General features: G+C 71.1%; 18 protein-coding genes. 9 read left to right on the top strand and 9 right to left on the bottom strand.

What is annotated here, in order from left to right:
* Positions 1 to 29: 29 nt before the first annotated feature.
* Positions 30 to 1,094 carry a PLP-dependent aminotransferase family protein gene (locus WMF42_RS00345; protein WP_437689677.1) on the bottom strand — a complete coding sequence of 355 codons (1,065 nt, stop codon included), beginning with the start codon at positions 1,092 to 1,094 and terminating at the stop codon, positions 30 to 32.
* Between the two features lie 804 nt (positions 1,095 to 1,898).
* The gene (locus WMF42_RS00350) at positions 1,899 to 2,345 is read right to left on the bottom strand and encodes a cellulose binding domain-containing protein (protein WP_437689679.1); all 447 of its coding nucleotides are present in this window, start codon (positions 2,343 to 2,345) and stop codon (positions 1,899 to 1,901) included.
* A gap of 40 nt (positions 2,346 to 2,385) precedes the next feature.
* Here WMF42_RS00350 and WMF42_RS00355 point away from each other — a divergent pair, with 40 nt between their 5' ends.
* Positions 2,386 to 3,120 (top strand): hypothetical protein, encoded by a 735-nt coding sequence (locus WMF42_RS00355; protein WP_437689681.1) that lies wholly within the window; start codon positions 2,386 to 2,388, stop codon positions 3,118 to 3,120.
* 29 nt (positions 3,121 to 3,149) lie between these two features.
* On the opposite strand, the gene WMF42_RS00360 is transcribed toward WMF42_RS00355, so the two are convergent.
* Positions 3,150 to 3,881: a hypothetical protein gene (locus tag WMF42_RS00360; RefSeq protein WP_061609077.1), complete on the bottom strand. Its 732-nt coding sequence runs from the start codon at positions 3,879 to 3,881 to the stop codon at positions 3,150 to 3,152.
* Positions 3,882 to 4,198: 317 nt separating this feature from the next.
* Here WMF42_RS00360 and WMF42_RS00365 point away from each other — a divergent pair, with 317 nt between their 5' ends.
* From WMF42_RS00365 to WMF42_RS00375, 3 genes are read left to right on the top strand one after another with little or no spacing between them, the layout of a single operon-like run.
* Entirely contained in the window at positions 4,199 to 5,338 is a 1,140-nt protein-coding gene (locus tag WMF42_RS00365; RefSeq protein ID WP_437689683.1) for a sugar ABC transporter substrate-binding protein, read from the top strand.
* A 23-nt stretch (positions 5,339 to 5,361) separates the two neighbouring features.
* A complete protein-coding gene (locus WMF42_RS00370; protein WP_061609075.1) occupies positions 5,362 to 6,132 on the top strand; it encodes an ATP-binding cassette domain-containing protein in 771 nt (256 codons plus the stop codon).
* Complete coding sequence (locus tag WMF42_RS00375) at positions 6,132 to 7,352, top strand: sugar ABC transporter permease (protein ID WP_437689686.1); 1,221 nt, start codon at positions 6,132 to 6,134, stop codon at positions 7,350 to 7,352. Before WMF42_RS00370 ends, WMF42_RS00375 begins: the two co-directional genes overlap by 1 nt.
* Before the next feature lie 8 nt (positions 7,353 to 7,360).
* On the opposite strand, the gene WMF42_RS00380 is transcribed toward WMF42_RS00375, so the two are convergent.
* A complete protein-coding gene (locus WMF42_RS00380; protein WP_061609073.1) occupies positions 7,361 to 7,825 on the bottom strand; it encodes an SRPBCC family protein in 465 nt (154 codons plus the stop codon).
* Positions 7,826 to 8,099: 274 nt separating this feature from the next.
* Here WMF42_RS00380 and WMF42_RS00385 point away from each other — a divergent pair, with 274 nt between their 5' ends.
* On the top strand, positions 8,100 to 9,737 hold the full coding sequence (locus WMF42_RS00385) for an FAD-dependent monooxygenase (RefSeq protein ID WP_437689688.1): 1,638 nt from the start codon (positions 8,100 to 8,102) through the stop codon (positions 9,735 to 9,737).
* Between the two features lie 15 nt (positions 9,738 to 9,752).
* The gene (locus WMF42_RS00390; RefSeq protein ID WP_061609072.1) at positions 9,753 to 10,388 is read left to right on the top strand and encodes a TetR/AcrR family transcriptional regulator; all 636 of its coding nucleotides are present in this window, start codon (positions 9,753 to 9,755) and stop codon (positions 10,386 to 10,388) included.
* A 39-nt stretch (positions 10,389 to 10,427) separates the two neighbouring features.
* Here the strand turns inward: WMF42_RS00390 and WMF42_RS00395 are convergent, their stop codons facing one another.
* From WMF42_RS00395 to WMF42_RS00405, 3 genes are all read right to left on the bottom strand, one after another.
* On the bottom strand, positions 10,428 to 11,294 hold the full coding sequence (locus WMF42_RS00395) for an Hsp33 family molecular chaperone HslO (protein WP_437689690.1): 867 nt from the start codon (positions 11,292 to 11,294) through the stop codon (positions 10,428 to 10,430).
* A 262-nt stretch (positions 11,295 to 11,556) separates the two neighbouring features.
* Positions 11,557 to 15,495 (bottom strand): hypothetical protein, encoded by a 3,939-nt coding sequence (locus WMF42_RS00400; protein WP_437689692.1) that lies wholly within the window; start codon positions 15,493 to 15,495, stop codon positions 11,557 to 11,559.
* Positions 15,496 to 15,824: 329 nt separating this feature from the next.
* The gene (locus WMF42_RS00405) at positions 15,825 to 17,447 is read right to left on the bottom strand and encodes an OmpA family protein (RefSeq protein WP_233561671.1); all 1,623 of its coding nucleotides are present in this window, start codon (positions 17,445 to 17,447) and stop codon (positions 15,825 to 15,827) included.
* A gap of 610 nt (positions 17,448 to 18,057) precedes the next feature.
* Between WMF42_RS00405 and WMF42_RS00410 the strand changes: the two genes are divergently transcribed.
* Positions 18,058 to 18,657: a superoxide dismutase gene (locus WMF42_RS00410; RefSeq protein ID WP_061609068.1), complete on the top strand. Its 600-nt coding sequence runs from the start codon at positions 18,058 to 18,060 to the stop codon at positions 18,655 to 18,657.
* Between the two features lie 169 nt (positions 18,658 to 18,826).
* Positions 18,827 to 19,642 (top strand): GNAT family N-acetyltransferase, encoded by an 816-nt coding sequence (locus tag WMF42_RS00415; protein ID WP_081426587.1) that lies wholly within the window; start codon positions 18,827 to 18,829, stop codon positions 19,640 to 19,642.
* A gap of 51 nt (positions 19,643 to 19,693) precedes the next feature.
* Here WMF42_RS00415 and WMF42_RS00420 read toward each other — a convergent pair whose 3' ends face one another.
* Positions 19,694 to 21,034 (bottom strand): acetylglutamate kinase, encoded by a 1,341-nt coding sequence (locus WMF42_RS00420; RefSeq protein ID WP_061609080.1) that lies wholly within the window; start codon positions 21,032 to 21,034, stop codon positions 19,694 to 19,696.
* 5 nt (positions 21,035 to 21,039) lie between these two features.
* The gene (locus tag WMF42_RS00425) at positions 21,040 to 22,041 is read right to left on the bottom strand and encodes an N-acetylornithine carbamoyltransferase (protein ID WP_061609067.1); all 1,002 of its coding nucleotides are present in this window, start codon (positions 22,039 to 22,041) and stop codon (positions 21,040 to 21,042) included.
* A gap of 460 nt (positions 22,042 to 22,501) precedes the next feature.
* On the opposite strand from WMF42_RS00425, the gene WMF42_RS00430 reads away from it, so the two are divergent.
* Positions 22,502 to 22,813, top strand: coding sequence for a DUF1330 domain-containing protein (locus WMF42_RS00430; RefSeq protein WP_061609066.1), 312 nt, complete (start codon positions 22,502 to 22,504; stop codon positions 22,811 to 22,813).
* Positions 22,814 to 22,835 lie beyond the last annotated feature (22 nt).

Consider the following 22,835-nt stretch of genomic DNA (forward strand, 5'->3'; position numbering starts at 1 on the left):
GGGAGGAAACGGAAGACGCCGAGAGGAGGTCAAGCCACCTCGGCCCAGCACCTCGCCAGGCGGCGCACGCCCTCGTCCAGCTCCTCGTCGCGCGACACGGACGAGAAGCAAAGGCGCAGGGCGAACGGCCGGGCGGCGCCGCTCGCCCGGAACATCGAGCCCGGGTCGAAGGCGACGCCGTGCTCGATGGCGGCGGCCAGGAAGAACGCCTCGTTCGGCTCGGCGTCGGGCTCGACCCAGATCGCGAATCCGCCGGCCGGCACCTCGAACCGCCAGCCGGGCAGGTACCGGCGGAGCGCTTGCTCCATGCGGGCGGCCCGGCGTGCATAGAACTCCCGCAGGCGCACGAGCCGCTGATCGAAGTCCTCGTTGCGGAGGTAGTCCTCGAGGATGGCTTGCGGCAGGCTGGCGGCTTGCAGATCGGCGGCCTGCTTCAGCTTGAGGACATCGGCCCGGAGCGCCCGCGGCGGCACCAGCCAGCCCACGCGCAGCCCGGGGCACAGCGTCTTCGAGAAGGTCCCCACGTGGAACACGCGATCGGGCGCCTCCGCCAGGAGCGGGCGCGGGGCGGCGCCGTCGAAGCAGAGATCGGCGTAGGCGTCGTCCTCGATGATGGGGCGGAGCGTCGAGAGGACCTGTGCGCGCTCGTGAGCCGACAGCCTGCGTCCGCGCGGGTTGGAGATCGCGGGCATGAGGTAATAGGCGTCCACGTGGCTTCTGTCGTCGACGACGTTCATGCCGAGCGCCTGGAACAGATCGATCGCGCCGGGGTAGCTCTCGGCGTCGACGCCGATCCTGGCGCCTGGCCCGCGGACCATCTGCGCCGCGAGGGACACGGCCTGCTGCGCCCCGCTCGTCACGATGATGTCGTCTCGCGTGACGCTGGCGCCGCGCCGGCGGAGCTGCCCGGCGATCCAGGAGCGCAGGTCCTCTTCCCCCTCGGGCCAGCCGTACTGGAGCGCCGGGCAGCTCGGGGTCTGGAGCGCGCGGACGAACGAGGCCGCGAGCTTCGAGCGCGGGAACTCCCCCGGCGCGGGCAGCCCGCCGGCGAAGCTGACGAGGCCAGGCGTGCCGGCGGCCCGCCGCTTCAGCATCTCGAACCCGTCGAGGCCGAACCGCGGCCCGCTCGGCGGCGGTTCGCTCGGTGTCGGGGCCGGCGATGGCCGGGTGTGGGACGATGGAGGGGAATTGAGTGCGAGCGCGGTGGCGTTCATAGATTCGGGGTCCGAGCCGATCCCATTCAAGGATGGTGCCGTCTGCGCTGTCCGTCTCCAGACGGAGCGGACGACCTCGTGAACGGCGGCAGGACGTAATTGCCTGGAAAATTGGTTACACGGCCGCGGCCCCGGACGGGCGAGGGCGTGTGCAGGGTGTGGCGTGAGCGCGCGCCGTGTCAGCCTGCCACGGGGCACCGGAGGGCGCGCTGGGGCGCGCCGGGCGCGTGACACGTCATGGAAAGCCAGATGTCGTGGTCGGGTAGGCCATGGGATGCCCGGAGCTCCCTGTCCGGAGATCGCCGCACGTCGACGTCTGGCGACCGGGTAAGCGGGATGTGGGCCATACGGCCGAACCTGACGGCAGCGCCCGTGCGCGCCATGGGGGAGGCGCGTGCGGCCGGCGTTCCAGGAGATCCGGGGAGGCGAACGTCAGATCGGGGAGGCGAACGTCGAGGACGTGCCGATCGGTTCCCGGCCTGCGGAGTCCCCTCATCTTAGCCGCTTCTCAGCGGGAAAATTGAACAGGGAGGCGTGGAGTATCTCGAAGATTTGCCTCCCCGCCTCCCTGTGAATATTCTGAGACTTCGAGGGGGTACTCCAGCTTCCGGCAGGACGGCGCTCAGCGCGCGCAGCTGCCCGCGACGCAGCACGGCGGCGCGGGGCAGCCGACGGGTGCGGGGGCTACGGCTCTGTGCCCCAGGCGAGCTCGCCGTCGCGGTAAGCGGTCATCTGCTCCCAGGGCGCGAAGTCGGTCAGCGTGGCGTCGAAGGAGTAGTCGTTGCTCTGCATCATGTATTCGTAGGTCGCGCTGTGGATGCGGATCTGCACCTCTCCCGACGTGGCGCCCGGGGCGAGGTTGCCGGCGGCCGCGGAGAAGCTGAGCTCGAGGTAGCGATCGGCCTCGGTGCCGGACGTCGTGGCGAATGTCCGTGTGATTTCGTCGCACCCGCCGGGGATCGGCGTGAAATCACATTCGCCCACGAACGCCGATGAGGCGCTGTCGGCCGTGAACCAGTAGCGGATCGTCACGTCGCCGAGCGGGATGGCCTCGTCTCCGGTGTTCCTGACCTTGACCCTGAACGACAGGCCCTGGACCCTGTCGGCGCCCTCCCGGACGGCATACTGCACCTCGAGCTCGCCTGTGGGGCCGCCGCCGCTGGAGGCGCTCGTGGTGGTGCTCGTGGCGCTACCGCCGCCGCCGCTGGACGCGCTCGTGGTGGAGCTGACCGAGCTGCTCGCCGTGGAGCTGACCGAGCTGCTCGCCATGGTGGAGCTGACCGAGCTGCTCGCCGTGGTGGAGCTGACCGAGCTGCTCGCCGTGGTGCTGGTGACCTCCGCACCGCCGTCGCCTCCAGCTCCGCCGGCGCCGCCGAGCCCCCCGGCCCCCCCGTCGCCGCCGGTACCGGACGAGCTGCTCGTCGCGGAGCTGCTCGTTGCCGACACCGTGGAGCCCGCGCTGCCCGAGCTGGAGGAGGTCACCCCCACCGAGCTGGAGGAGGTCACCCCCACCGAGCTGGAGGAGGTCACCCCCACCGAGCTGGAGCTGGCGACGTTCCCGCCCCCGGCGTTCTCGCCCTCCAGATTCTGGCCTTCGGCGCACGCCGCGAGCACCAGGAGCGAGACGGCAGAAAGCGTGATGGACGTCGTAGGGCCGAGCAGAGACGCACACCTTGGCATCGGTCGCATCTTGATTACTCCTGCGAGCGCCCGACCAGGTCCGAAGGTCGAACGGAAAGAAGTTGAGACCGGCAGTTTAGCCAGATCCACTTTGCACCAGCAAGGGGTTTGCGTAGGAACTTTCTGCTGGTGCCAGAACGCTTTGCCGCGTGAGTTCGGCGCGGGTTTGCGTGGGTTCGCGCTACCTGAACGTTGCCGGCGACATCGAGATCTTCTCCCTCTCTAATTTCCCCTCTGGTGTCTGCTGAGCCCGCCTCACGCGTCTTCCAGCGGAGGCGGCGCGTGGAGCCAGTTGAGCTCGGAGTCATCCATGAAGCGCGTCTGCCACTGGGCCGGTCTATCCCAGTCGCGAAACGAGAGCACCGCCTGGAAAAACGCCTCGCCCGTGCGCTTGCCAGGCGCCTCGATCAGCGCGTCGGCGAGGCGGAGGAGATCCTCGGGCTTCTCGGGCGCGTCCGTCACGAAGGCCCTCACCCACTTGTGGTATGGATACAGGATGCGGTTGTGCGCCAGGATCAGCCGGTATCCGAAGAGGACCGCGCGACACGCGGCCCAGCTCAGGAGATACCGGTTGTCGTGCTGCTCGGCCGACTCGACGTAGTAGCGCATCGCCTCGAGCTGGGCGATGAAGCCCTGCATCTTGTGAGCGCGCTCGTGCTCCGGGTAGGTCGCGATCGCGCGCACCAGCTCGTCCATCCTGTCGATCTCCGGCCGCCGCGACCACGCCACCATCGCGCCAAGGAACGCCGCGCGCGCCGGCTCGCTGCCGCGGTCACGGACCTCCCGGAGGAAGTCGTGCGTGACGATCTTGCCGTCCACGTACCCGCCTGGATAGTCCACGAGGCCTTCGTCGCTGGCGCAGTAGACCAGCGCGCCGGTCGCCCGACGCCGCTCGTGCTCCTCGTCGGTGACAACCCAGCAGAAGTCGACGTCGGACGCCTCTCTCCCCAGGCCCTTCGCCTGGGAACCGCCGATGAGGATCGCCATGGAGCACGGGTCCGCGCTCAAGCGCTCGACGAGGCGAGAGACGGTCCGGAGATGGTGCGCTTGAAAGTTCGGTTCTCGCATCGAGGCCATCCACCCTTCTTTCACCGGGGAAGTCCGCCGCCCGGAAGCTCGCCGTACGGTAGCGCCGGCGCCGAGAAATTTCTCGGGTCGATGGGGGCGATATCGCCGACGCCGACGCTGGCGACGCCCGCGGTGACAGCACGCGTCATGCCTCCACGGGCACCCACCCATGGACGGCAAGCTCCAGTGAGGGTATAGGTCGGGCCCGCGGCAGTTCACGTTCAGGGGAAAAGTTCATGAAGACCAATGCGATCAGCGGTCGACTGGGCGCGTGGGCCCTGAGTGCCCTCGTCTTGACCTCGTGCTCTCAGAAACAAGAGGGCGCGGGGGACAAGGGCTCGGCCGCGGGGGACAAGGGCGCAGCCGCGGGCGACAAGGCCAGCAAGCCGGCCGAGATCAAGATTGCCCTCCTCCTCCCGGAGTCGAAGACGGCGCGCTACGAGTCCAAGGACCGCCCCTTCTTCGAGGCCAAGATCAAGGCCCTCTGTCCGGAGTGCCAGATCCTCGCGAGCAACGCGAACCAGGACGCGTCGCAGCAGCAGGCCCAGGCCGAGGCGGCGCTCACCAACGGCGCGCGCGTGCTCGTCCTCGACGCGGTCGACAGCGCCTCGGCGGCCGTGATCGCGACCAAGGCCAAGGCCCAGAAGGTGCCTGTCATCGCCTACGATCGCCTCGTCCCGGGGACGGACGCCATCGACTTCTACGTCTCGTTCGACAACGAGTCCGTGGGCAGGCTCCAGGGCGAGTCGCTGCTGACCGCGCTCGGCAACAAGCCGACAGCGCGCGTTGTGATGATCAACGGCGCGCCGACCGACAACAACGGGATGCTGTTCAAGAAGGGGGCGCACAGCGCGCTCGACGGCAAGGCCCAGATCGTCAAGGAGTACGACACGCCGGACTGGAGCCCCGACAAGGCGCAGGACCAGATGACCCAGGCGCTCACCGCGCTCAACAACCAGGTCGACGGCGTGTACGCGGCGAACGACGGGACCGCCGGCGGGGCGATCGCCGCGATGAAGGCCGCCGGCATCAAGCCCCTTCCGCCCGTGACAGGCCAGGACGCCGAGCTCGCCGCCGTCCAGCGGATCCTCCTCGGGGAGCAGTACATGACGGTGTACAAGGCGATCAAGCCGCAGGCGGAGGCCGCGGCGGTGATCGCGGTCCACCTCGCCACCGGCAAGCCCGTGCCCACCGACATCACCGGCGGCAAGACGGTCAACAACGGCAAGAAGGACGTGCCCTCGGTGCTCCTGGTGCCGCTCGCTGTCACCAGGGAGAACCTGAAGGACACGGTCATCGCCGACGCCTTCTGGACCACCGAGCAGATCTGCACGAACCAGTACGTCGAGGCCTGCAAGGCGGCGGGCATCCTCTAGGTCCGGAGCTCCCCGGGGCGTTCATGAGCACTGCGCAGCGAACTCCGATCCTCGAACTGCGCGGCATCAGGAAGCGGTTCGGCGCGGTGCAGGCCCTCTCGGGGGTCGATCTCGAGGTCTTCCCGGGCGAGGTCGTGGCCCTCGTGGGGGACAACGGAGCCGGCAAATCGACGCTGATCAAGACCATCGCGGGCATCTTCCCGCCCGACGGCGGCGAGGTGCGGTTCGCCGGGCAGCCCGTCGCGCTGCGGGGGCCCAAGGACGCTTCGCGGCTCGGGATCGCGACCGTGTATCAGGATCTCGCGCTGTGCGACAACCTCGATGTCGTCGCGAACCTGTTCCTGGGCAGGGAGGCGATCGACCCCGTCTCGCGGACCATGGACGAGGAGCACATGGAGCAGCGCGCGCTCCAGGTGCTGAGGACGCTCAACGTGAACATCCCTGTCGTCCGGACGCCGATCGCCGCGCTGTCGGGCGGACAGCGGCAGTCCGTGGCCGTGGCGCGCGCGGTCATGGGGGAGGCGAAGCTCGTCATGCTGGATGAGCCCACCGCCGCCCTCGGCGTCGCCCAGACCCGGCAGGTCCTCGAGCTCATCACGCGCCTCAAGCAGCAGGGGCTGGGCGTCCTCGTCATCAGCCACAACCTCGCCGACGTCTTCCAGGTCTCGGACCGCATCGTCGTGCTCCGCCTCGGCCAGCTCGCCGGCGTGTTCGCCACGAGCGCCGCCTCGCGCGAGCAGGTCGTCGGCAGGATCACGGGGGCGGACGTCGCGGAGCCACGGAGGGCAGGGTGATGGGTGTTCCGGGACAGACAGGCGAGATGGCGGCCCCCGCCCCGCCGGAGGCGGGCGGCCTCTCGGCGATCGCCCGGCGCCTGCGCCAGGGGGACGCGAGCTCGCTGCCGGTGCTCCTCGGGCTCGTCCTCATCTGGGGCATCTTCGCTTCCCAGAACGAGAACTTCCTCTCGGCGCGCAACCTCACGAACCTTGTGCTGCAGATCGCCGCGATGGGGACGATCTCCGTGGGGATCGTGCTGGTCTTGCTGCTCGGCGAGATCGACCTCTCGGTCGGCGCTGTGAGCGGGATGAGCGCCGCGGTGATGGCGATCCTGAACGTGCAGCACGAGGTGAGCCCGGCGCTGTCGCTGCTCGCCGGGGTGGCGACCGGCGCGGCGATCGGGCTCGCGCAGGGGTTCTGGTTCACGCGGTTCCGGGTGCCGTCGTTCGTCGTCACGCTCGCGGGGCTCCTCGCGTGGCAGGGAGCGTTGCTGTGGGTGCTCGGCACGACGGGCACCGTGAACGTCTATGATCCGCTCCTCTCGGGGCTGGCGGGGACGTTCCTGTCTCCCGCGCTCGGGTGGGCGCTCGGCGCTGTGTGCGTCGGGATGGTGATCGTCGGCCAGGCGGTGACCCTGCGGCGCCGGGTCAGGGCCGGGCTCCCGCCGCTGCCGAGGGGCGCCATGGCGGCGCGCGTCGCGGGGGTGCTCGCGCTGGTGCCGGCGGTGGTCGGCCTGCTCAACGCGGACCGGGGGGTGCCGCTCGCGCTGCTGCTGCTGCTCGGCTTCGTGATCGGGTTCGACCTGCTGCTCCGGCGGACCCGGTTCGGGCGGCACATCCTCGCGGTGGGCGGCAACGCGGAGGCGGCGCGGCGCGCGGGGATCCGCGTGGACGCGATCCGCGTCGCCGTGTTCACGCTGTGCGGGGCGCTGGCGGCGGCGGGGGGCATCCTGGCCACCTCGCGGCTGCTCGCTGTCAACCAGTCGTCCGGGGGCGGCGACGTGCTGCTCAACGCGATCGCGGCGGCCGTGATCGGAGGGACGAGCCTGTTCGGGGGGCGAGGCACCGTGTGGTCGGCGCTGACCGGGGCGCTGCTGATCGGGTCGATCTCGAACGGGATGGACCTGCTGGCGCTGCCGTCGTCGGTGAAGTTCATGGTGACCGGCGCGGCGCTCCTGGCGGCGGTGACCATCGACGCGATCGCGAGGTCCGGACGGCAGCCGGCCGGGCGGGGCTGAGCGGGGCGTCAGGCGGCGCGGGGGGAGGACGCGGTCTCGAGCCGCGCCTTCTCGGCGAGCAGCAGCTCGGTGAAGACGGCGATGAAGATCTGCCGGGAGAGCGGCCCGAGCACGCGGCCGACGAGCGGGAGCGGGATCTCGAAGCGCGAGGTCCAGTCGACCTCGGTGCCGTCGCCGCGCGGGGTGAAGCGGAGGCGGGAGCCGTGGTGGCGGAGGGGCTGGGTGCTCTCGAGGATCTGGTACTCGAACGAGGAGGGGCGCTCGAAGGCGGTGATCTCCTCGACGTAGCGGATCCGCTTGCCGGCGCGCACCTCGCGGAGGGCGCCGAGGCCGTTGCGCTCGGTGAGGCCTGGGCGGATGACCTTGGTGTGGGTGCTGGACCCGGAGCGGAGGAAGCTCTCGTGGTCGGCCACCGCGTCGAAGACGCGCTCGACCGGGGCGTGGATGTAGACGTTCACGTGGACCTCTTCCATGCGGCGACAATCGCACGGATCCCGCCAAGCGGGCACGGGCCGCGGGGGTGGGGGCGTGGCGGTGGGGCGGGATATTTCCTGTGGGGCTTCACGGTGGGGCCGGGGGCGAGCTCAACCTGGGTCGGTGCGCCTCAACCCGGGTCGGCGTGCCTCAACCCGGGTCGGCGTGCCTCGCCTCGAGCCCGAACCACGTTGCGGTTGCCGGCGGCCTTGCCAGCAACACTGCGCGTTCCTAAAGTGAGTGAGCACTCACTCACTTTAGGGGAGGTACACCATGACCGTAACGTTGGACGCGCTCGTTGTCGGCGGAGGGCCGACGGGGCTCACGATGGCCGGGGAGCTCGCCAGGCGGGGGCTCACCGTGCGGATCATCGACAAGGCAACGGCGCCGCCGCCGGATCACTCGCGGGCGCTCGTCGTGCAGACGCGGACGATCGAGCTCCTCGGCGCCATGGGCCTCGCCGACGCAGCCCTGGCGCGCGCCCGGCGCGTCGAGGGGCTCAACGTGCTGCTCGCGAGCGGACGGCGCGCCCGGCTGCCCATCTTCAACTTTCCGGAGCTGGCCACGCCCGTTCCAGGGATCTTCGTCATCCAGCAGTTCGACACCGAGAACGTCCTGGAATCGCGGCTCCCCGGGCTCGGCGTGAAGCTCGAGCGCGGCGTCGCGCTCGCCTCCTACGCGCAGGACAGCGACGGCGTCACCTGCACGCTCCACCGGGCCGACGGGAGCGCCGAGGACGTGCGCGCGAAGTGGCTCCTCGGCTGCGACGGCGCGCGCAGCGCCGTCCGCAAGGGCGCGGACATCGCCTTCGATGGCGACACCTACGACGACGACTGCATGCTCGGCGACCTCGTCGTCGACTGGCCGCTGCCGGAGGGCGAGATCTACATCAGCCCCTCGCGCCGGGGCGTCGCAGCAGCCTTCCCTGTGCCCGGCAGCCATCGGTTCCGGATCGTCCTCATCCGGCCGGAAGCGTCGCCGGCGCACGGCGCCCCGCCCTCGCTCGAGGAGTTCGAGGGCCTGATGCGCGAGATGATCCCGGTGCCCTTCCAGGTGCAGAAGGCGATCGTCCTCTCGCGCTACCGCCTGCACCACCGCGTGGCCACGCGCCTGCGCAACGGGCGCGTGTTCCTCGCCGGAGACGCGGCGCACATCCACAGCCCGGCCGGCGGGCAGGGGATGAACACCGGAATCCAGGACGCCTACAACCTCGCGTGGAAGCTCGCGGCCGTCGAGCAGGGCCGCATGCCCGCGTGGGTGCTCGACACCTACGAGGCGGAGCGGCTGCCCGTGGCCCGTCGCCTGGTCGCCTTCACCGACCGCCTGTTCGGGGCCCTGGCCGGCCACGGCCCGGTGGGCCGGACGCTGCGCGCCGTCGCGCCGCGCCTCGTGTCCCGCGCCTTCGGCGTCGCCGCCGTGCAGCGCCGGATCCTGGGGTTCGTCTCCCAGCTCAGGATCCGTTACCGGAAGAGCCCCCTGTCGGTGCAGATCGGGACCCCGCCGAAGCGCGGCCCGCGCGCCGGCGACCGCGCGCCGGACGCCGTGCTGCGCAACGAGGCAGGCGAGGAGGTCCACCTGTTCGACCTGATGCGCGGCGTCGGATCGACGCTGCTGCTCTTCGCCGGCCGGCAGCAGGCGGACGGCGCGGCGCGCGAGCGCGCGCGGCAGCTCGCGGCGCAGCGCAGCGGGCCGGACGTGAAGGTCCTGGTCATCGGCGCGCGCGAGGACGGCGGAGGGTACGCAGACCCCGGCGGGCACGCCCACGCGGCGTACGGCGTCGACGCGGCGGCCGCCGTGCTCGTCCGGCCTGACGGCTACATCGGCGTGCGCAGCGATCCGCTCGACGAGCGCGAGCTCGGGCGGGCGCTCGACCGGATCTTCACCCGCAGGGCCGACGCCGCCCAGCGCTGAGCAGAGAGGACGCCGATGAGCCGACGCGCGCGCGCGAGCGAGACATTGACCGAGGCCCAGAAGAAGATCGTCGAGGCCGCGGTGACCGCCTTCGCCGAGCAGGGCTTCCACGGGACCGCCACCAGGGACATCGCGCGGCGTGCGGGCGTCGCGGAGGCGACGATCTTCAAGTACTTCCCCAGCAAGAGGGATCTCCTGCTCGGCGTGCTCGGCCCCGCCATCGAGCAGCTCGTGGGGCCCGCGATGGCGCGGTCCATGGACCCGCTCTTCGACGCGACGTACCCGAGCTTCGAGGCGTTCCTGCGGGCGCTCCTCGCCGAGCGCATCGCCTTCGTGCGCGCGCACCCGCAGCTCGTGCGCATCCTCGCCCAGGAGCTGCCGTTCGACGCGGAGCTGCGGGGCGGCGTCATGAGCCGGGTGTACGCGCCGTTCCTCGCGAAGGGGCTCGCCGTGATCGAGCGCTTCCAGCGCGAGGGGCAGATCGTCGACTGGCCGCCGCCCCTCGTCCTCCGGTGCGTCGTCTCGACGTTCGCCGGGTACATCCTCCACCGCGTCTTCGTCGCCCCCGACGCGGCGTGGGACGACGAGGTCGAGGTGGAGCGGGTCGTCGCGTTCGTGACGCGCGGCCTCTCGCCCCGCCAGCCGGCGTGACGAGCGCCGCGCCGGCGCGGGGCGCTGACCGCTCGGCGGTCAGCTCGTCGTCAGCAGCGAGCGGAGCTGCGACGGCGAGACCTGGTAGTCCTTGCCGCAGTAGTCGCAGCGGATGTCGAGGATCTTGCCGTCCTCGACCATCTCCTCGATGTCGCTCCTCGGCAGGCTCGCCAGCGTGGTCATGACCCGGAGGTCGCTGCAGCGACAGCTGAAGCTGAGCGGCGAGTCGTCGAGCCGCGAGAACGGCATGCCGTGGAGCAGCTCCTCCAGCAGCACGTCCGCCGACACGCCCTCGCGCGCGAGCACGTCGTCGAGGCGCTCGAAGTCCTTCAGCCGCTCGGTCATGACCATGAGCGGGCCGCGCTCGACCTCGGGGAGGAGCTGCACGAGGTACCCGCCGGAGGCGCCGACGCCGTCCTCGCCGAGGAGCGTCGCCACGGCGATCATCGAGACGACCTGCTCGGACTCCTGCATGTACGCCATGAGGCCGCCGGAGATGCCGCCCGCCGCCGGGACCTCGACGACCCCCTGGTGGAGCATGCCGCTCGGCAGCGTGCGCATGACCTGCAGCAGCGACCCTCCGCCGACCTCCACGGTGCTCCCGTCGGCGGCGCCCTTGCCCAGGTTGACGAGGCCGCGGCTCGTGCCGTCGGGGTGCGAGTCGGCCACGAGGGTCCCGTTGCCGGACGCGCCCTTGATGATCGCCTGCACCCGCAACTTCGGCGCCATCGCCTCGCGCACGAGGATGGCGCCGGTGATCAGCTCTCCGAGCCGCTGCGCTGTCGCGCCGGAGGCCGACTGCACGGCGATGGCCCCGCGCACCGTCTCGGTTGTCAGCGCGGTGATGACGCGAAAGGCGCCATCGATCGTGATGGCGCGAACGACGGAATCAGAAGGTCGGAGCAAGATGCATTCTCCCGTGAAAAATCATCGTTAGGCCACGGACGGCGGATGGCAACCCGCGGCGCATCGGGCCCGAAGGTTCGTGGGGGCCGCGCCCGTCGGCCAGGGCAGCGAGCGCCGGGCGCAACGTGGGTCGATGGCAGGCGCAACCTCGGATGGGCTCGCCCTGATGGGCCAGGTCCTCGAATAATTCAGTTATCCCGCTGACTTACAACACCGGCGCCCCCGCCGGCTCCGCGTCGGGGGCGCCGTCGAGGCGGCGCGCTCAGCTCCGGCGGCGCCGGTGCAGCGCGGCCGCGCAGGCGCCGATCGCCAGCAGGGCCCACGGCGCCGACCGGCCGCCATCGTCGTCGTCCGCGCCGACCGTGCAGGCGCAGCCGCCGCCTTGCACCACGACGCCTTCGCCGGGCGGCGCCGTGGGGCACGGGCCGATCGACCCGTCCGGAGCGCGGCAACCCGCGACGCACTCCTTCGTCGCCGCGTCGCACACCATCCCGGCGCCGCAATCGCTGTCCTCCTCGCACACCGGCGGCACGTCGTCCGACGGGTCGTTCGGATCCCGCTCGCCCGCGTCGACAACGCCGTCGTGGTCCGCGTCCTCCTCGCCGTCGATCACCCCGCCGCCGTCCGTGTCGGCCACCGTCGGATCGGTCGTTGTGTCCCCGCCGTCGCCGTCGGGCACGCAGGTCTCCGCGGCGGCGTCGGTGTCCTCGTGCGAGCAGTCCTTGCCCATCTCGGTCCCGTCGAAGAGCCCGTCGCCGTCGCTGTCGGGATCGCGCGCGTTGATCTTCCCGTCCTCGTCCGTGTCGGCGCCAGGATCGATCTCCTCGCCGTCGATCACCCCGTCGTCGTCGGTGTCGGCGTCGTCCGGATCGGTGCCGAGCTCCGTCTCCTCGCTGTTCGAGAGCCCGTCGCCGTCGCGATCGCCGCGATCGTCGCCGGCGTTGTTCGGATCGGTCTCGGCGCTGCCCTCGTCGACGGTGCCGTTGTGGTTCAGGTCCTCCTCGCCGTCGACGACGCCGCCGCGATCGGTGTCGGGATCCACGGCGCTCGTGGTCGAGAGCCCGCCGTCCGCGTCCGGCGTGCAGCTCGCCGCCTCGGCGTCGGTGTCCGGGTCGGCGCAGTCCTTCCCCGCCTCGGTGCCGTCGAAGAGCCCGTCGCCGTCGCTGTCCGCGTCGAGGACGTCCACGAGACCGTCGCCGTCGCCGTCGTCGCTCGGGTTCGGCTCGTCGCCGTCGAGCAGGCCGTCGTTGTCGGTGTCGCGATCCGCCGGATCCGATCCGAGGAACACCTCGAGGTCGTCGCCCAGGCCGTCGCCGTCGCTGTCGACGTTCTGCGCGTCGTCGTCGCCGTGCCCCGCGCTCGGATCGGTCTCGCCCGCCTCGATCGCGCCGTTCAGGTTGGCGTCCTCGGAGCCGTCGGTCGCGCCGCCCCTGTCGCTGTCGCGGTTCACCGCCGACGTCGTGACCGTGCTGTCGGCGTCCGCCGTGCAGTGGCCGGCCGCCGCGTCGGTGCCCGGGCCGTCGCAGCCGAGGCCGAGCTCCGTGCCGTCGAAGAGGCCGTCGTCGTCGCTGTCCACGTCGCGCGCGTTGACGAGGCCGTCGCCGTCCGTGTCGTCGCTGGGGTTCGGCTCCTGCCCGTCCTGCACGCCGTCGTCGTCGGTGTCGGCGTCGTCCGGATCGGTGCCCAGCGTCTTCTCGAGATCGTCGCTCAGCCCGTCCTCGTCCCGGTCGTCGTTGCCGCCGTCGTCGTCGCCGTGGCCGCGGGTCGGGTTGGTCTCGCCGTTGTCCGCGACGCCGTTCAGGTTGGCGTCCTCCGAGCCGTCGGTCGCGCCGCCGTTGTCCGAGTCCGCGTCGAGCGGCGACGTCCTCGTGGCGCCCGCGTCCGCGTCGGCGACGCAGCGCCTCGACGGCGCGGTGCCGGGGCCGTCGCAGCTCAGGCCGAGCTCGGTGCCGTCGAAGAGGCCGTCGTCGTCGCTGTCGACGTCGAGCGGGTTGATGAGCCCGTCGCCGTCCGTGTCGTCCGCCGGGTTCGGCTCGCGCCCGTCGCTCACGCCGTCGTCGTCCGTGTCGGCGTCGTTCGGGTCCGTGCCGAGCGCTGCCTCGAGGCCGTCGCTCAGCCCGTCGCCGTCGCTGTCCGTGTTCAGCGGGTCGTCTGCGTGCTGGCCGGCGCGAGGGTCGGTCTCGCCCGCGTCGACCATGCCGTCGAGATCCGTGTCCTCCGAGCCGTCGGTCACGCCGCCGCGGTCGGTGTCGGCCTGGAGCGGCGACGTCTTGCTCGCGCCGGCGTCGCCGTCCGGCCTGCAGTGGCCCGCCGCCGCGTCGGTGCCCGGACCGCTGCAGCCGAGGCCGAGCTCGGTGCCGTCGAAGAGGCCGTCGTCGTCGCTGTCGATGTCGAGCGCGTTGATCAGCCCGTCGCCGTCGTTGTCGTCCGTCGGGTTCGGCTCACGCCCGTCCTGTACGCCGTCGTCGTCCGAGTCGGCGTCGGTCGGCGTCGTGCCGAGGTACTCCTCGAGGGCGTCGCTGAGCCCGTCGCCGTCCGAGTCGGCGTTCTGGTTGTCGTCGGCGCCGTGCCCGGTCGTCGGATCCGTCTCGCCGGGGTCGAGCACGCCGTTCAGGTTCGCATCCTCCGAGCCGTCGGGCATGCCGCCGTTGTCCGTGTCCGCGTCCAGCGGATCGGTCGTCGTCGCCCCGCCGTCGCCGTCGGGCACGCAGTGCCCCGCCCGCGTGTTCGTCCCCGGCCCGTTGCAGTCCGTCAGGCCGATCTCCGTCGCGTCGAACAGGCCGTCGTTGTCGCTGTCGACGTCGAGCGCGTTCACGAGGCCGTCGCCGTCGGTGTCGCGGTCCCAGAGCTCCTCGTCGCCGTCGGCGATGCCGTCGTCGTCGGAGTCGGCGTCGTTCGGATCAGTGCCGGCGTCGATCTCGTCGCCGTCGCTGAGGCCGTCGCTGTCGCTGTCGACGAGGATCGCCGTGGGCTGCGCGCCCGGCGCGGCGCCGTTGCCGTCGGTCGGGTACTCCTGGGCGGCCCCGCCCTCCGGGCTCTGCCCGGAGACGGAGGCCTGGTTCACGATCTCGCCGTCCGTGCCCTCGTCGATGGTGACGCGGAACCGCACCGTCGTTGTCTCGCCGACGCCGAGCGACCCGCCGCTGGCCGCGCTGGCGCCGCTCCCGAGCCGGACGCGGATCCTCCGGGAGCCGGCGATGTACTCGCCCTCGTCGTCGCCGGCCGCGTCGGTCACGCCGCCCGCGTTCGGGCCCGTGGCGATCTCGAGCGAGCCCGCCACGTACGTGACCCCGGGGGGCAGCGGGTCGTTCAGCTCGACCTCCGCGGCCTCGTCGTCCCCGGTGTTCGCGACGATGATCGTGTACTCGAGGGTGTCGCCGGGCGAGACGCCGCCGCCGTCGAGGTCCAGGACCGACTTGCTCGAGGTGGAGAGATCCGGCAGGAGCGTCGGCACCGACGTGACGATGCCGCCGAGCAGGTAGCTGTCGGCGCCCGAGACGACCGCGCCGATCTGCGCCGTCGTGTCGCCGGCCCTGAGCAGATCGGGCGGGACCTGGACGACGTCGATGTCGATGCCGCTCATGCTCTGCGGCCCGCCGGTGAGCCGCGGCAGGTCGCCCGCCGTGGACGCCGGCGCGCCGAGGAAGGAGCGGGAGCTGTTGAAGAAATTGCTCGCCGGGTTCTGCGCGTCGAACAGCGCCGTCCCGTTCCACTCGAGCGCGTCGCCGGTCGAGCTGTCGCCGTCGTAGCCGATGACGCCGAGCTTCGCCGGGCCCGCGCCCGAGGGCACGACGAACCCCGAGATCGTCCAGCCCACTGTCGCGCCGTCGATCACCGCATCCAGCCCGTCGAAGATGGCGAGGTTCCGCGCGGGCGCGCTCGTCTGCTCGTAGAGCACGACCATCCACCAGCCGGCGAACGCGAACGCCTGGTTCGCGCCGTTGAGGAGGAACGCGTTCGAGATGCCGCTCAGGCGATAGGCCCCCGCGCCGCGCGCCTGCACGATCGAGGTGACGTCGGCGACCACCTGCGCGTGCGTGAGGCCGGTGAGCGCCTCGCCCGAGAGGGTGCCGGTCACGTCGGAGGCGAAGGTGCCGGGCCGATCCAGGGTCACGGAGAGATCGGCCGTGCCCGAGGAGCGGCTCACCGCCCAGTAGAGGTAGGCGTGCGTCACCCGCGCGCCCGTCGGGAGGCTGAGCACCGCGGTGCTGCGGGCCTGCGAGGCAGTTATCGTGTTGCTCGCCTCGGCCTGCCCGGCGAGCGGGCTGTCGGACCGCCAGTAGATGTCGGGCGCCGAGTCGCTGAGCGTGTTGCTCGTGCCGCACGCCCCGACCGTGCCCACGATCGGCGCCGGCGTGCCCTGGGCGCACTCGTGCGCGAGCGTGTTGCCGATGAGGACGAAGTCGCCCCGCTGCGCCACCTGGACCCGGTTGAACGGTTCCGCGCTCGCGGTCCCCGAGAGCGCCCCGAGCAGCGCGGCGCCGGTGAGCCCCGTGTATGCCAATCGCTTTGCCATCGAAGCCTCCAGCCCTATTGCTGCTTCTTTGCCTTATCGATGATGTTGAACTGGACGCGCCGGTTCTTCTGGCGCCCCGCCTCGGTCTTGTTCTCCGCGATCGGGACGTCAGGCCCGTACCCCTTCGCCTGCAGGCGCTCGGCCGCGATGCCGCGCTCGACGAGCGCCCGCAGCACCGACTCGGCGCGGGCCTGGCTCAGCTTCGTGTTGAACTGGCGCGTGCCGCGGTCGTCGGTGTGGCCCTGGACCTCGATCTTGAGGATCTCGGGGTGGTCCTTGAGCACGCCGGCGACCTCGTCGAGCAGCTCGTTGCTCACCGGCCGGATGGTCGCCTTGCCGGTGTCGAACTGCACCTGCTGGAGGATGACGATCTCGGTCTCGGTCACGCGGACCGCGACAGGGCACCCGTTCTGCTTCGGGTCCTCGTCGGCCTTGCCCTTCTCGTTCGGGCAGGCGTCCTTGTCGTCGCGGATGCCGTCGCCGTCGGTGTCGCCCGGGCAGCCGTTCGTGGCCGGATCGGTCGTGGCGACGCCGGGGATCTCCGGGCACGCGTCCGAGGGATCGGGGATCGTGTCGCTGTCGCGATCGGGCGGCGGCGGGCAGCCGTTCGCCTTCGGGTCGTCGCTCGCGGGGCCGGCCTGATCCGGGCACGCGTCGACGTCGTCGAGGACGCCGTCCTTGTCGCGATCCCCGGGCGGCGGGCAGCCGTTCTTCTTCGGGTCCGGCGAGGCGACGCCGGCCACCGCGGGGCAGGCGTCGACAGCGTCGAGGATGCCGTCGTTGTCCGCGTCCTTCGGCGGCGGACAGCCGTGCTTCGCGCGATCCGCGCTGCCGACGCCGGCGACGTCCGGGCAGGCGTCGTCCGCGTCGGGGATGCCGTCGCCGTCGCGGTCCTTCACGGGCGGCTTCACCTCGGGCGAGTAGGCGATGAGGGCCGCCGCGCGGAACGACGGCGTGCCGACGCCCGCGGTGAGGCCGGGGCCCACGCCGAGCCCGGCCTCGAAGTCGTCGGCGAAGCGGTAGCGCCCGCCGAGCAGGGCCTCGAGGTTGGTGGTGCGCTGCTGGACGTCGGAGACGGTGACCGAGCCGGTGATCTCCGGCCCGATCTGCAGGCGCCGCTCGTCGTCGAGCAGCAGCCCGACGCCGGCGCCCCAGTGCACCATCATCCCCTGCTCGACGTTGGCGAACTGCCGGGTGGACCGGAACTCCGGCCCCGCGGCGAGCGACCACACCGCGCGATCGAGGTGGCCGCCGAGGATGAGCTGGGGCCCGCCGCGCACGCTGCCGTCGCCGGAGTACGCCTCGGGGCTGCCGGTCGGCAGCCACACGTTGCCGGCGATCGCGATCTGGAACGGATCGAAGTAGCCGCCGTAGAGCGTCGCGCGCGCGCCGAGCCGGAGGTCACCGAGCGCGCTGCTGGACGGCTGCGGGAGCACGGCCCCCGAGGCGGCCCCGCCGTCGCCGGACTGGAGCGCGAGCGGCAGATCGACGTTCACGGTGAGGTGCTTCCAGAGGGAGAGCGAGGCGTTCAGGTGGAGCAGGAGCTGGCTGCCGACGACCTTGCCGGCGTCGAACTCCTCGTCTCCCGACTCTCTCCGCAACACCAGCGGATCCTGGGCATAATCGCCGAGGATCATGATGTGGGGTGAGGTGTCCCCTGCTGTGTAGGCGGATGGGACTCCGAACATCCTGTCGCCGGCGGGCGCGGGCTGGAACCTGTCGAGCGCGAACCCTTCAGGTCTCGCGGGTTCCTGCGCTTCTGCGCGCGCCGCTGCGCCGAGCAGGCACAGCGCCGCTGCGAGCGCGGCCGTCGGATGGGTTCCCTGTGTACGAGCCGGCATGGGACGAGGTCGCCTCCTTGCGTGAAGGAACAGCAAGTCCCGTGAGTATCGACCGAAACGGTCGCGGCGTTCAACGTTTCGCGAGGCTTTCGGGTGCCCGCCGGGCGATGGGGCCGGCACGGGGGAGGGGCTCAGCGCACCTGCTGGCGCAGGCGCGCTGACGCGGGCGCGCGGCGCATTTCTGGCGCAGGCGCGCGGCGCGTGTGGGCGGTCGGATCGGCGCCTCCACCGCTGGCGGCGCCGCGCGCCGGCGTACGGATTTCCCGCATGGATCTCGGGCGGACCGGCGCCGCGAGACGGTCGTGTGTCACCGCGCACGGCAGGGTTGCTACCGGACAGCGGCAGCGGTAGAGCGGCCGCCTGATCCGCGGCACGCGTTGCCCGCGGCACTCGTCAGGAGGCACCGATGGCTCGCGAACCGAAGAACTTCGACCACCTCCTCGGCGGCAACGCCAAGGGCTTGAGTGACTTGCAGCTCAAGGCGCATTTCACCCTGTACCAGGGCTACGTGAAGAAGCTCAACGAGATCTGGGAGCAGCTCGGCAAGGCGGACCGCAGCGCGCCGAACTACTCGTACAACGCGTACAGCGAGCTCAAGCGTCGCGAGCCTGTCGCCTTCAACGGCACGGTGCTGCACGAGCTCTACTTCGAGAACATCGGCAACGGCTCGACGCAGCCGAGCGCCCAGGCGAAGCAGCTCATCGAGGCGTCGTTCGGCAGCTTCGATAGCTGGCTGGCCGACGCGAAGGCGTCGCTCATGAGCGCCCACGGCTGGACGGTGCTCGTGTACGACTATCAGGAGAAGAAGCTCCTGAATAACCTCATCCGGACCGAGCACGACGTGGGTCTGTTTGCCAACACGCATATCATGGTCGCCATCGACGCCTGGGAGCACGCTTACTTCGCGGACTACCAGACCAAGAAGGCGGACTACGTGGCCAACGTGCTCTCCGGCCTGGACTGGGACGTCATCAACGCGCGCCTCCAGCAGGTCGGCGGCCAGTAGGCCCAGCTACACCGCGCGGGCACGCGCCGCAGTCGCACGGCGGGGGCACGCGCCCCCGCCGCCCCACCGGGCCGGGCAGCTCGGCAAGACCTCTCCGCGGCTCCCCCGGAAGCGTGGCGCTCGTCGCGATGTGCCCTCGCCGCCTGCCTCCTGTAGACTGCACGCGACAATGCGCAAGGCCCCGTCGAGCTCCCCCGGCACCGGGGAGGAGAGCCTCATCTACGTCCGCCGGATCCACCGACGCGACCTGAACCGCGTTTGGGAGTTTCTCAAGAAGGTGTTCCGCGACGTGAACCGGGAGACGGTCGAGTACCAGCGGCCGCGCTCGAAGAAGCGGTTCCTCGAGGTCTACGAGGAAGAGGGCGTCGAGCAGCTCCTCTTCGAGGTCCGTCAGGGGGAAGTCCAGGAGATCGTCGGCTACGCCGAGTGCGCGTTCGAGATCACCGGGACCGACAACTGGATGAACGAGCGGTACTTCACGAAGCACGACATGCGGCCGCTCTTCGTCGAGGAGCTCGCGGTCCACCCCGACTACCAGGGCCGCGGCGTCGGCGCCTTCATGCTCGAGCAGCTCGAGCACCTCGCGCGCATCCACGGGTGCACCCACCTCGTGCTCGAGGTGGCCGAGAACAACATCGGCGCGCTGAAGTTCTATCGAAAGCGCAGCTTCTCCCGGCTCGACGCCGCGATCTTCATGGCGAAGAAGGTCGCCGTCGACTCCGAGCTCCTGCCGCCGCGCGCGCTCAAGAAGCCGCGCCCCCCGGAGGAGCTCGGCGCGCCCGCGAAGCCGAAGCGCTCGTCCAGGCGGGCCACGAAGGGGCGCGGCGCCGACAAGAGATCGGGCGCCCCGCCGTCGCAGCCGCCGGAGTCCTCCCGGCCGGACGCGCCGGCCGGCGGGACGTGCGAGCCCCCCGCCAAGGCGGGCCCGACGGCGACGAGGCCGAGCCGCCCCGGGCCGGAGCGCGATCGCGGCGCGTCGTCCTGAGCCCTGGCGCGGCGCGACGACCGCGCCGCGCCGGGCGACCGGGGCGCGCGCTCAGAGCTCGACCGTGCCGTGCTGGCGCAGGGTCGCGGGCAACGACAGCGCGTGATCGATGCAGGCGCGGATGTCGTCGAAGCTCGATAGCCCGTACCAGAACACCGTCCAGCTCTCGTTGCGGTAGCTGCCCTCGGCCTGCTGGAAATACCAGGGGTTGATCTCGTTGCCGTTCCGCGCGCGCCAGAACAGCCGCGGGTTCTCGCTCTTCATCCGCGTCCAGAGCGAGCCGCCGATCCCCACGCCCTGCGCCTCCGTCGTCACAGCGAACTTGTCGAGGTACGGGGTCGACGGCGCCTTGCCCTTCGCGTCGAGCGTGAGGATCGCCGTCGCCCGGTACGAGTCGGACAGGTAGATGCGGTAGAACGGCTTCTTGTCGAAGTAGTGCTCGTCGAGCTTCCGCTCGAAGCACGCCTCGAGCAGATCGCGCAGCCGGCAGCGGTCGATGCCGTCCAGCGTGTCGTGCCGCAGGATGCGCTCGCCGCGGCGGACGAGCGTGCCAGAGCCCGTGTGCGTGAAGAGCTCCTTCGCCAGGTGATCGGGCGCGGTGATCGACACCGACGAGGTCGCCGGCAGCCCGTCGAGCAGGAGCTTGATCTCCTGCAGCTTGAGCCGCACGCCGTCGGTCAGCCAGGGCTGGGCGATGAGGCCCGCGTAGTCCTCCTGGAGGTTGATGGCCGAGATGATGCGCCCGTGCTCGTCGAGGAGGCCGCCCGCGCTCGTGAGGAAGATCATCTTGAACGGCTGCGTCGCGAGCGCGAGCTCGCGCGCGGCCACGTCCGCGTTGATGTTGACGATCTGCCCGCCCGGCGTCTCGCCGAGGCAGGCGAGGATCGGCAGGTGCCCCGCGCGGAGGCTGGACCTCACCGCGTCGACATGGACGCGCTCGACCCTGCCGACCAGCCCGAGGCGCCCCTCGTCCAGCAGCGAGGCCTCGAAGACGCCCGCCGTGATCGGCCGTGTGCGCGTGCCCATCTCCTCGAGCGCCTCGACGAGCCGCAGGTTCTCGCGGAGGAAGACGCGGCGGGCGACCTCCAGGATGCGCGGCGTCGTGACGCGCAGCCCGTTGACGCGCTCGGTCGGGATGCCCGCCTCCGCGAGCGCCCGGTCGAGCTGCGGCCCGGCGCCGTGGATGACGATCGGGTACAGGCCGACCTGGTTCAGGAACACGAGCGAGGTCGCGAGCGCCTCGAGGTCCTCATCGAGGATGGCGCCGCCCACCTTGATGACGGCGAACTTCTGCTGATCGACAGCCGCGTACTGCTTCAGGTACTGCTCGACCTCCTTGCGGCTGCCGAGGTTCCTGAGCAGGCGAACGATGACGTCTTGCGTCGAGCCCATCGTGGTCACCACCCGTTCGCCAGCATGTCCATCACGGCCTTCTGGACGTGCAGCCGGTTCTCGGCTTCATCGATGACCATGGACGCGGGAGAGTCGATCACGGCGTCCGTTACCTTGACGTTGCGCCGGGCCGGGAGGCAATGGGAGAAGAGCCCCCCGGCGGTGAGCGCCATCTTCTGCTCGTCGACGATGAAGTGCTTGTGCTTGTCGCGGATGGGCTTCTCCTGCTCCCAGCGCCCGAAGTACGGAATCGCGCCCCAGCTCTTCGCGTACACGACGTGGGCGCCGCTGTAGGCGGACTCGATGTCGTAGGTGATGGTGAGCTTCCGCCCGTTGTCCGCCGCGCTCTTCCTGGCGGCGTCGATGTAGCGGTCGTCGAGGTGGTACTCCTCGCCGGGGCAGAGAAGGGTGACGTCCATGCCGAGCTTGGAGGCGATGAGGACGGCGGAGTTGGCGACTGCGGTGTTGAGCGGGCGCGGGTGGTACGTCCAGGTGAGGACGAACTTCTTGCCGTCGAGGCGGCCGAGGCGCTCCTTCATGGTGAGCGCGAGCGCGAGCTCCTGGCAGGGGTGGGTGATGGTCTCCAGGTTGATGACGGGCACTGTCGCGTGGCGGGCGAAGCTCTGGAGCACCTTGTCCTGGCGATCCTCTTCCCAGCGCTGGAACCTGGGGAACGCGCGCACGCCGATGAGGTCGGCATAGCGCGAGAGCACGCGGGCGACCTCGGCCACGTGCTCCTCGGGCTCGCCGTCCATCACGGCGCCGTCCTCGAACTCGATGGGCCACGCGCCCCGGCCGGGCTCCAGCACGACGGCGTGGCCGCCGAGCTGCCGGATGCCGACATCGAAGGAGGTGCGCGTGCGCAGCGACGGGTTGAAGAAGACGAGCGCGATGGTGCGATCCTGGAGGCGCGGCTCGATCGGCCGCCGCTTGAAGCGCTGCGCGCGCTCGAGGAGGCCCTCGATCTCGGCGCGGGTATAGTCGATCGTGGTCAGAAAGTGCCGCATGGGCTGCCTCCTCGTCCGGACACGCGTGGAGCGGGCGCACGCATTGGAGCAATCCTGGCGGCGATGTCAACGACGCACGCGGGCGCGCGCGCCGCTGTCGCGCCGAGTCGAGCGACCGGTCCGCGCGGCGGCCGCGCTGTCCGGCAGGCGCGGGGCCGGCGGTCCGGAGCCGGCCGCTCTCGAGGCGTGTCCTCCACGGTGCGTGAAGGGCGGGGAACGACAGGTGCTCTGGATACCGGCTCTCCTGGGAGAACTCAGGGTTGCACGCCTCGATTTCAGGAACGAAAGGGGGGCGACGAGCTCCTGGAGAAAATGCGCGGAAAACCATGTGTGATCCCCTGGCCCGCATCCTGCTAATCACGCAGGGCAGAGCGCCCGTGACGGTTTCCCCCCCCTCCGTCGAATGGGCGCTCTTTTTTTTGTGCCCGTGCGGCGGCGTCGCGCGAGCATGGGTGTTCCGATGACGCTGGTCGTGATCCTCACGGTGCGGTGCGAGGCGCTCGATGCGTTCCGCGCTTACGAGAGGAAGGCCGCGGCCGTGATGACCCGGTATGGAGGCGCGATCGAGCGGACCGTGGTGACCGGGCCCGACAGCGCTGGGCTCCGCTTGAAGGAGGTTCACGTCGTGACCTTCCCGGACGAAGAGGCGTTCTCGGCGTACCGTCGAGACGGCGAGCTCGGGGCGGTGGCGCACCTACGGGACGCGTCGGTCGTCGAGACCGAGATCCTGCGCGGGGAAGAGGGGCCGGACTACCACGCTGCCCCCGGCTGACGGAGGTCGCGGCGGAGCGCCG

Source organism: Sorangium sp. So ce176 (assembly GCF_051519835.1).
Classification (GTDB): domain Bacteria; phylum Myxococcota_A; class Polyangia; order Polyangiales; family Polyangiaceae; genus Sorangium; species Sorangium cellulosum_G.

What these genes read in the sequence shown, in the direction of transcription:
- WMF42_RS00345 (WP_437689677.1), bottom strand. Translation starts at nt 1,094, where the DNA reads ATGCTGAAGCGGCGGGCCGCCGGCACGCCTGGCCTCGTCAGCTTCGCC.
- WMF42_RS00360 (WP_061609077.1), bottom strand. Translation starts at nt 3,881, where the DNA reads ATGGCGATCCTCATCGGCGGTTCCCAGGCGAAGGGCCTGGGGAGAGAG.
- WMF42_RS00365 (WP_437689683.1), top strand. Translation starts at nt 4,199, where the DNA reads ATGAAGACCAATGCGATCAGCGGTCGACTGGGCGCGTGGGCCCTGAGT.
- WMF42_RS00370 (WP_061609075.1), top strand. Translation starts at nt 5,362, where the DNA reads ATGAGCACTGCGCAGCGAACTCCGATCCTCGAACTGCGCGGCATCAGG.
- WMF42_RS00375 (WP_437689686.1), top strand. Translation starts at nt 6,132, where the DNA reads ATGGGTGTTCCGGGACAGACAGGCGAGATGGCGGCCCCCGCCCCGCCG.
- WMF42_RS00380 (WP_061609073.1), bottom strand. Translation starts at nt 7,825, where the DNA reads ATGGAAGAGGTCCACGTGAACGTCTACATCCACGCCCCGGTCGAGCGC.
- WMF42_RS00385 (WP_437689688.1), top strand. Translation starts at nt 8,100, where the DNA reads ATGACCGTAACGTTGGACGCGCTCGTTGTCGGCGGAGGGCCGACGGGG.
- WMF42_RS00390 (WP_061609072.1), top strand. Translation starts at nt 9,753, where the DNA reads ATGAGCCGACGCGCGCGCGCGAGCGAGACATTGACCGAGGCCCAGAAG.
- WMF42_RS00405 (WP_233561671.1), bottom strand. Translation starts at nt 17,447, where the DNA reads ATGATCCTCGGCGATTATGCCCAGGATCCGCTGGTGTTGCGGAGAGAG.
- WMF42_RS00410 (WP_061609068.1), top strand. Translation starts at nt 18,058, where the DNA reads ATGGCTCGCGAACCGAAGAACTTCGACCACCTCCTCGGCGGCAACGCC.
- WMF42_RS00415 (WP_081426587.1), top strand. Translation starts at nt 18,827, where the DNA reads ATGCGCAAGGCCCCGTCGAGCTCCCCCGGCACCGGGGAGGAGAGCCTC.
- WMF42_RS00420 (WP_061609080.1), bottom strand. Translation starts at nt 21,034, where the DNA reads ATGGGCTCGACGCAAGACGTCATCGTTCGCCTGCTCAGGAACCTCGGC.
- WMF42_RS00425 (WP_061609067.1), bottom strand. Translation starts at nt 22,041, where the DNA reads ATGCGGCACTTTCTGACCACGATCGACTATACCCGCGCCGAGATCGAG.
- WMF42_RS00430 (WP_061609066.1), top strand. Translation starts at nt 22,502, where the DNA reads ATGACGCTGGTCGTGATCCTCACGGTGCGGTGCGAGGCGCTCGATGCG.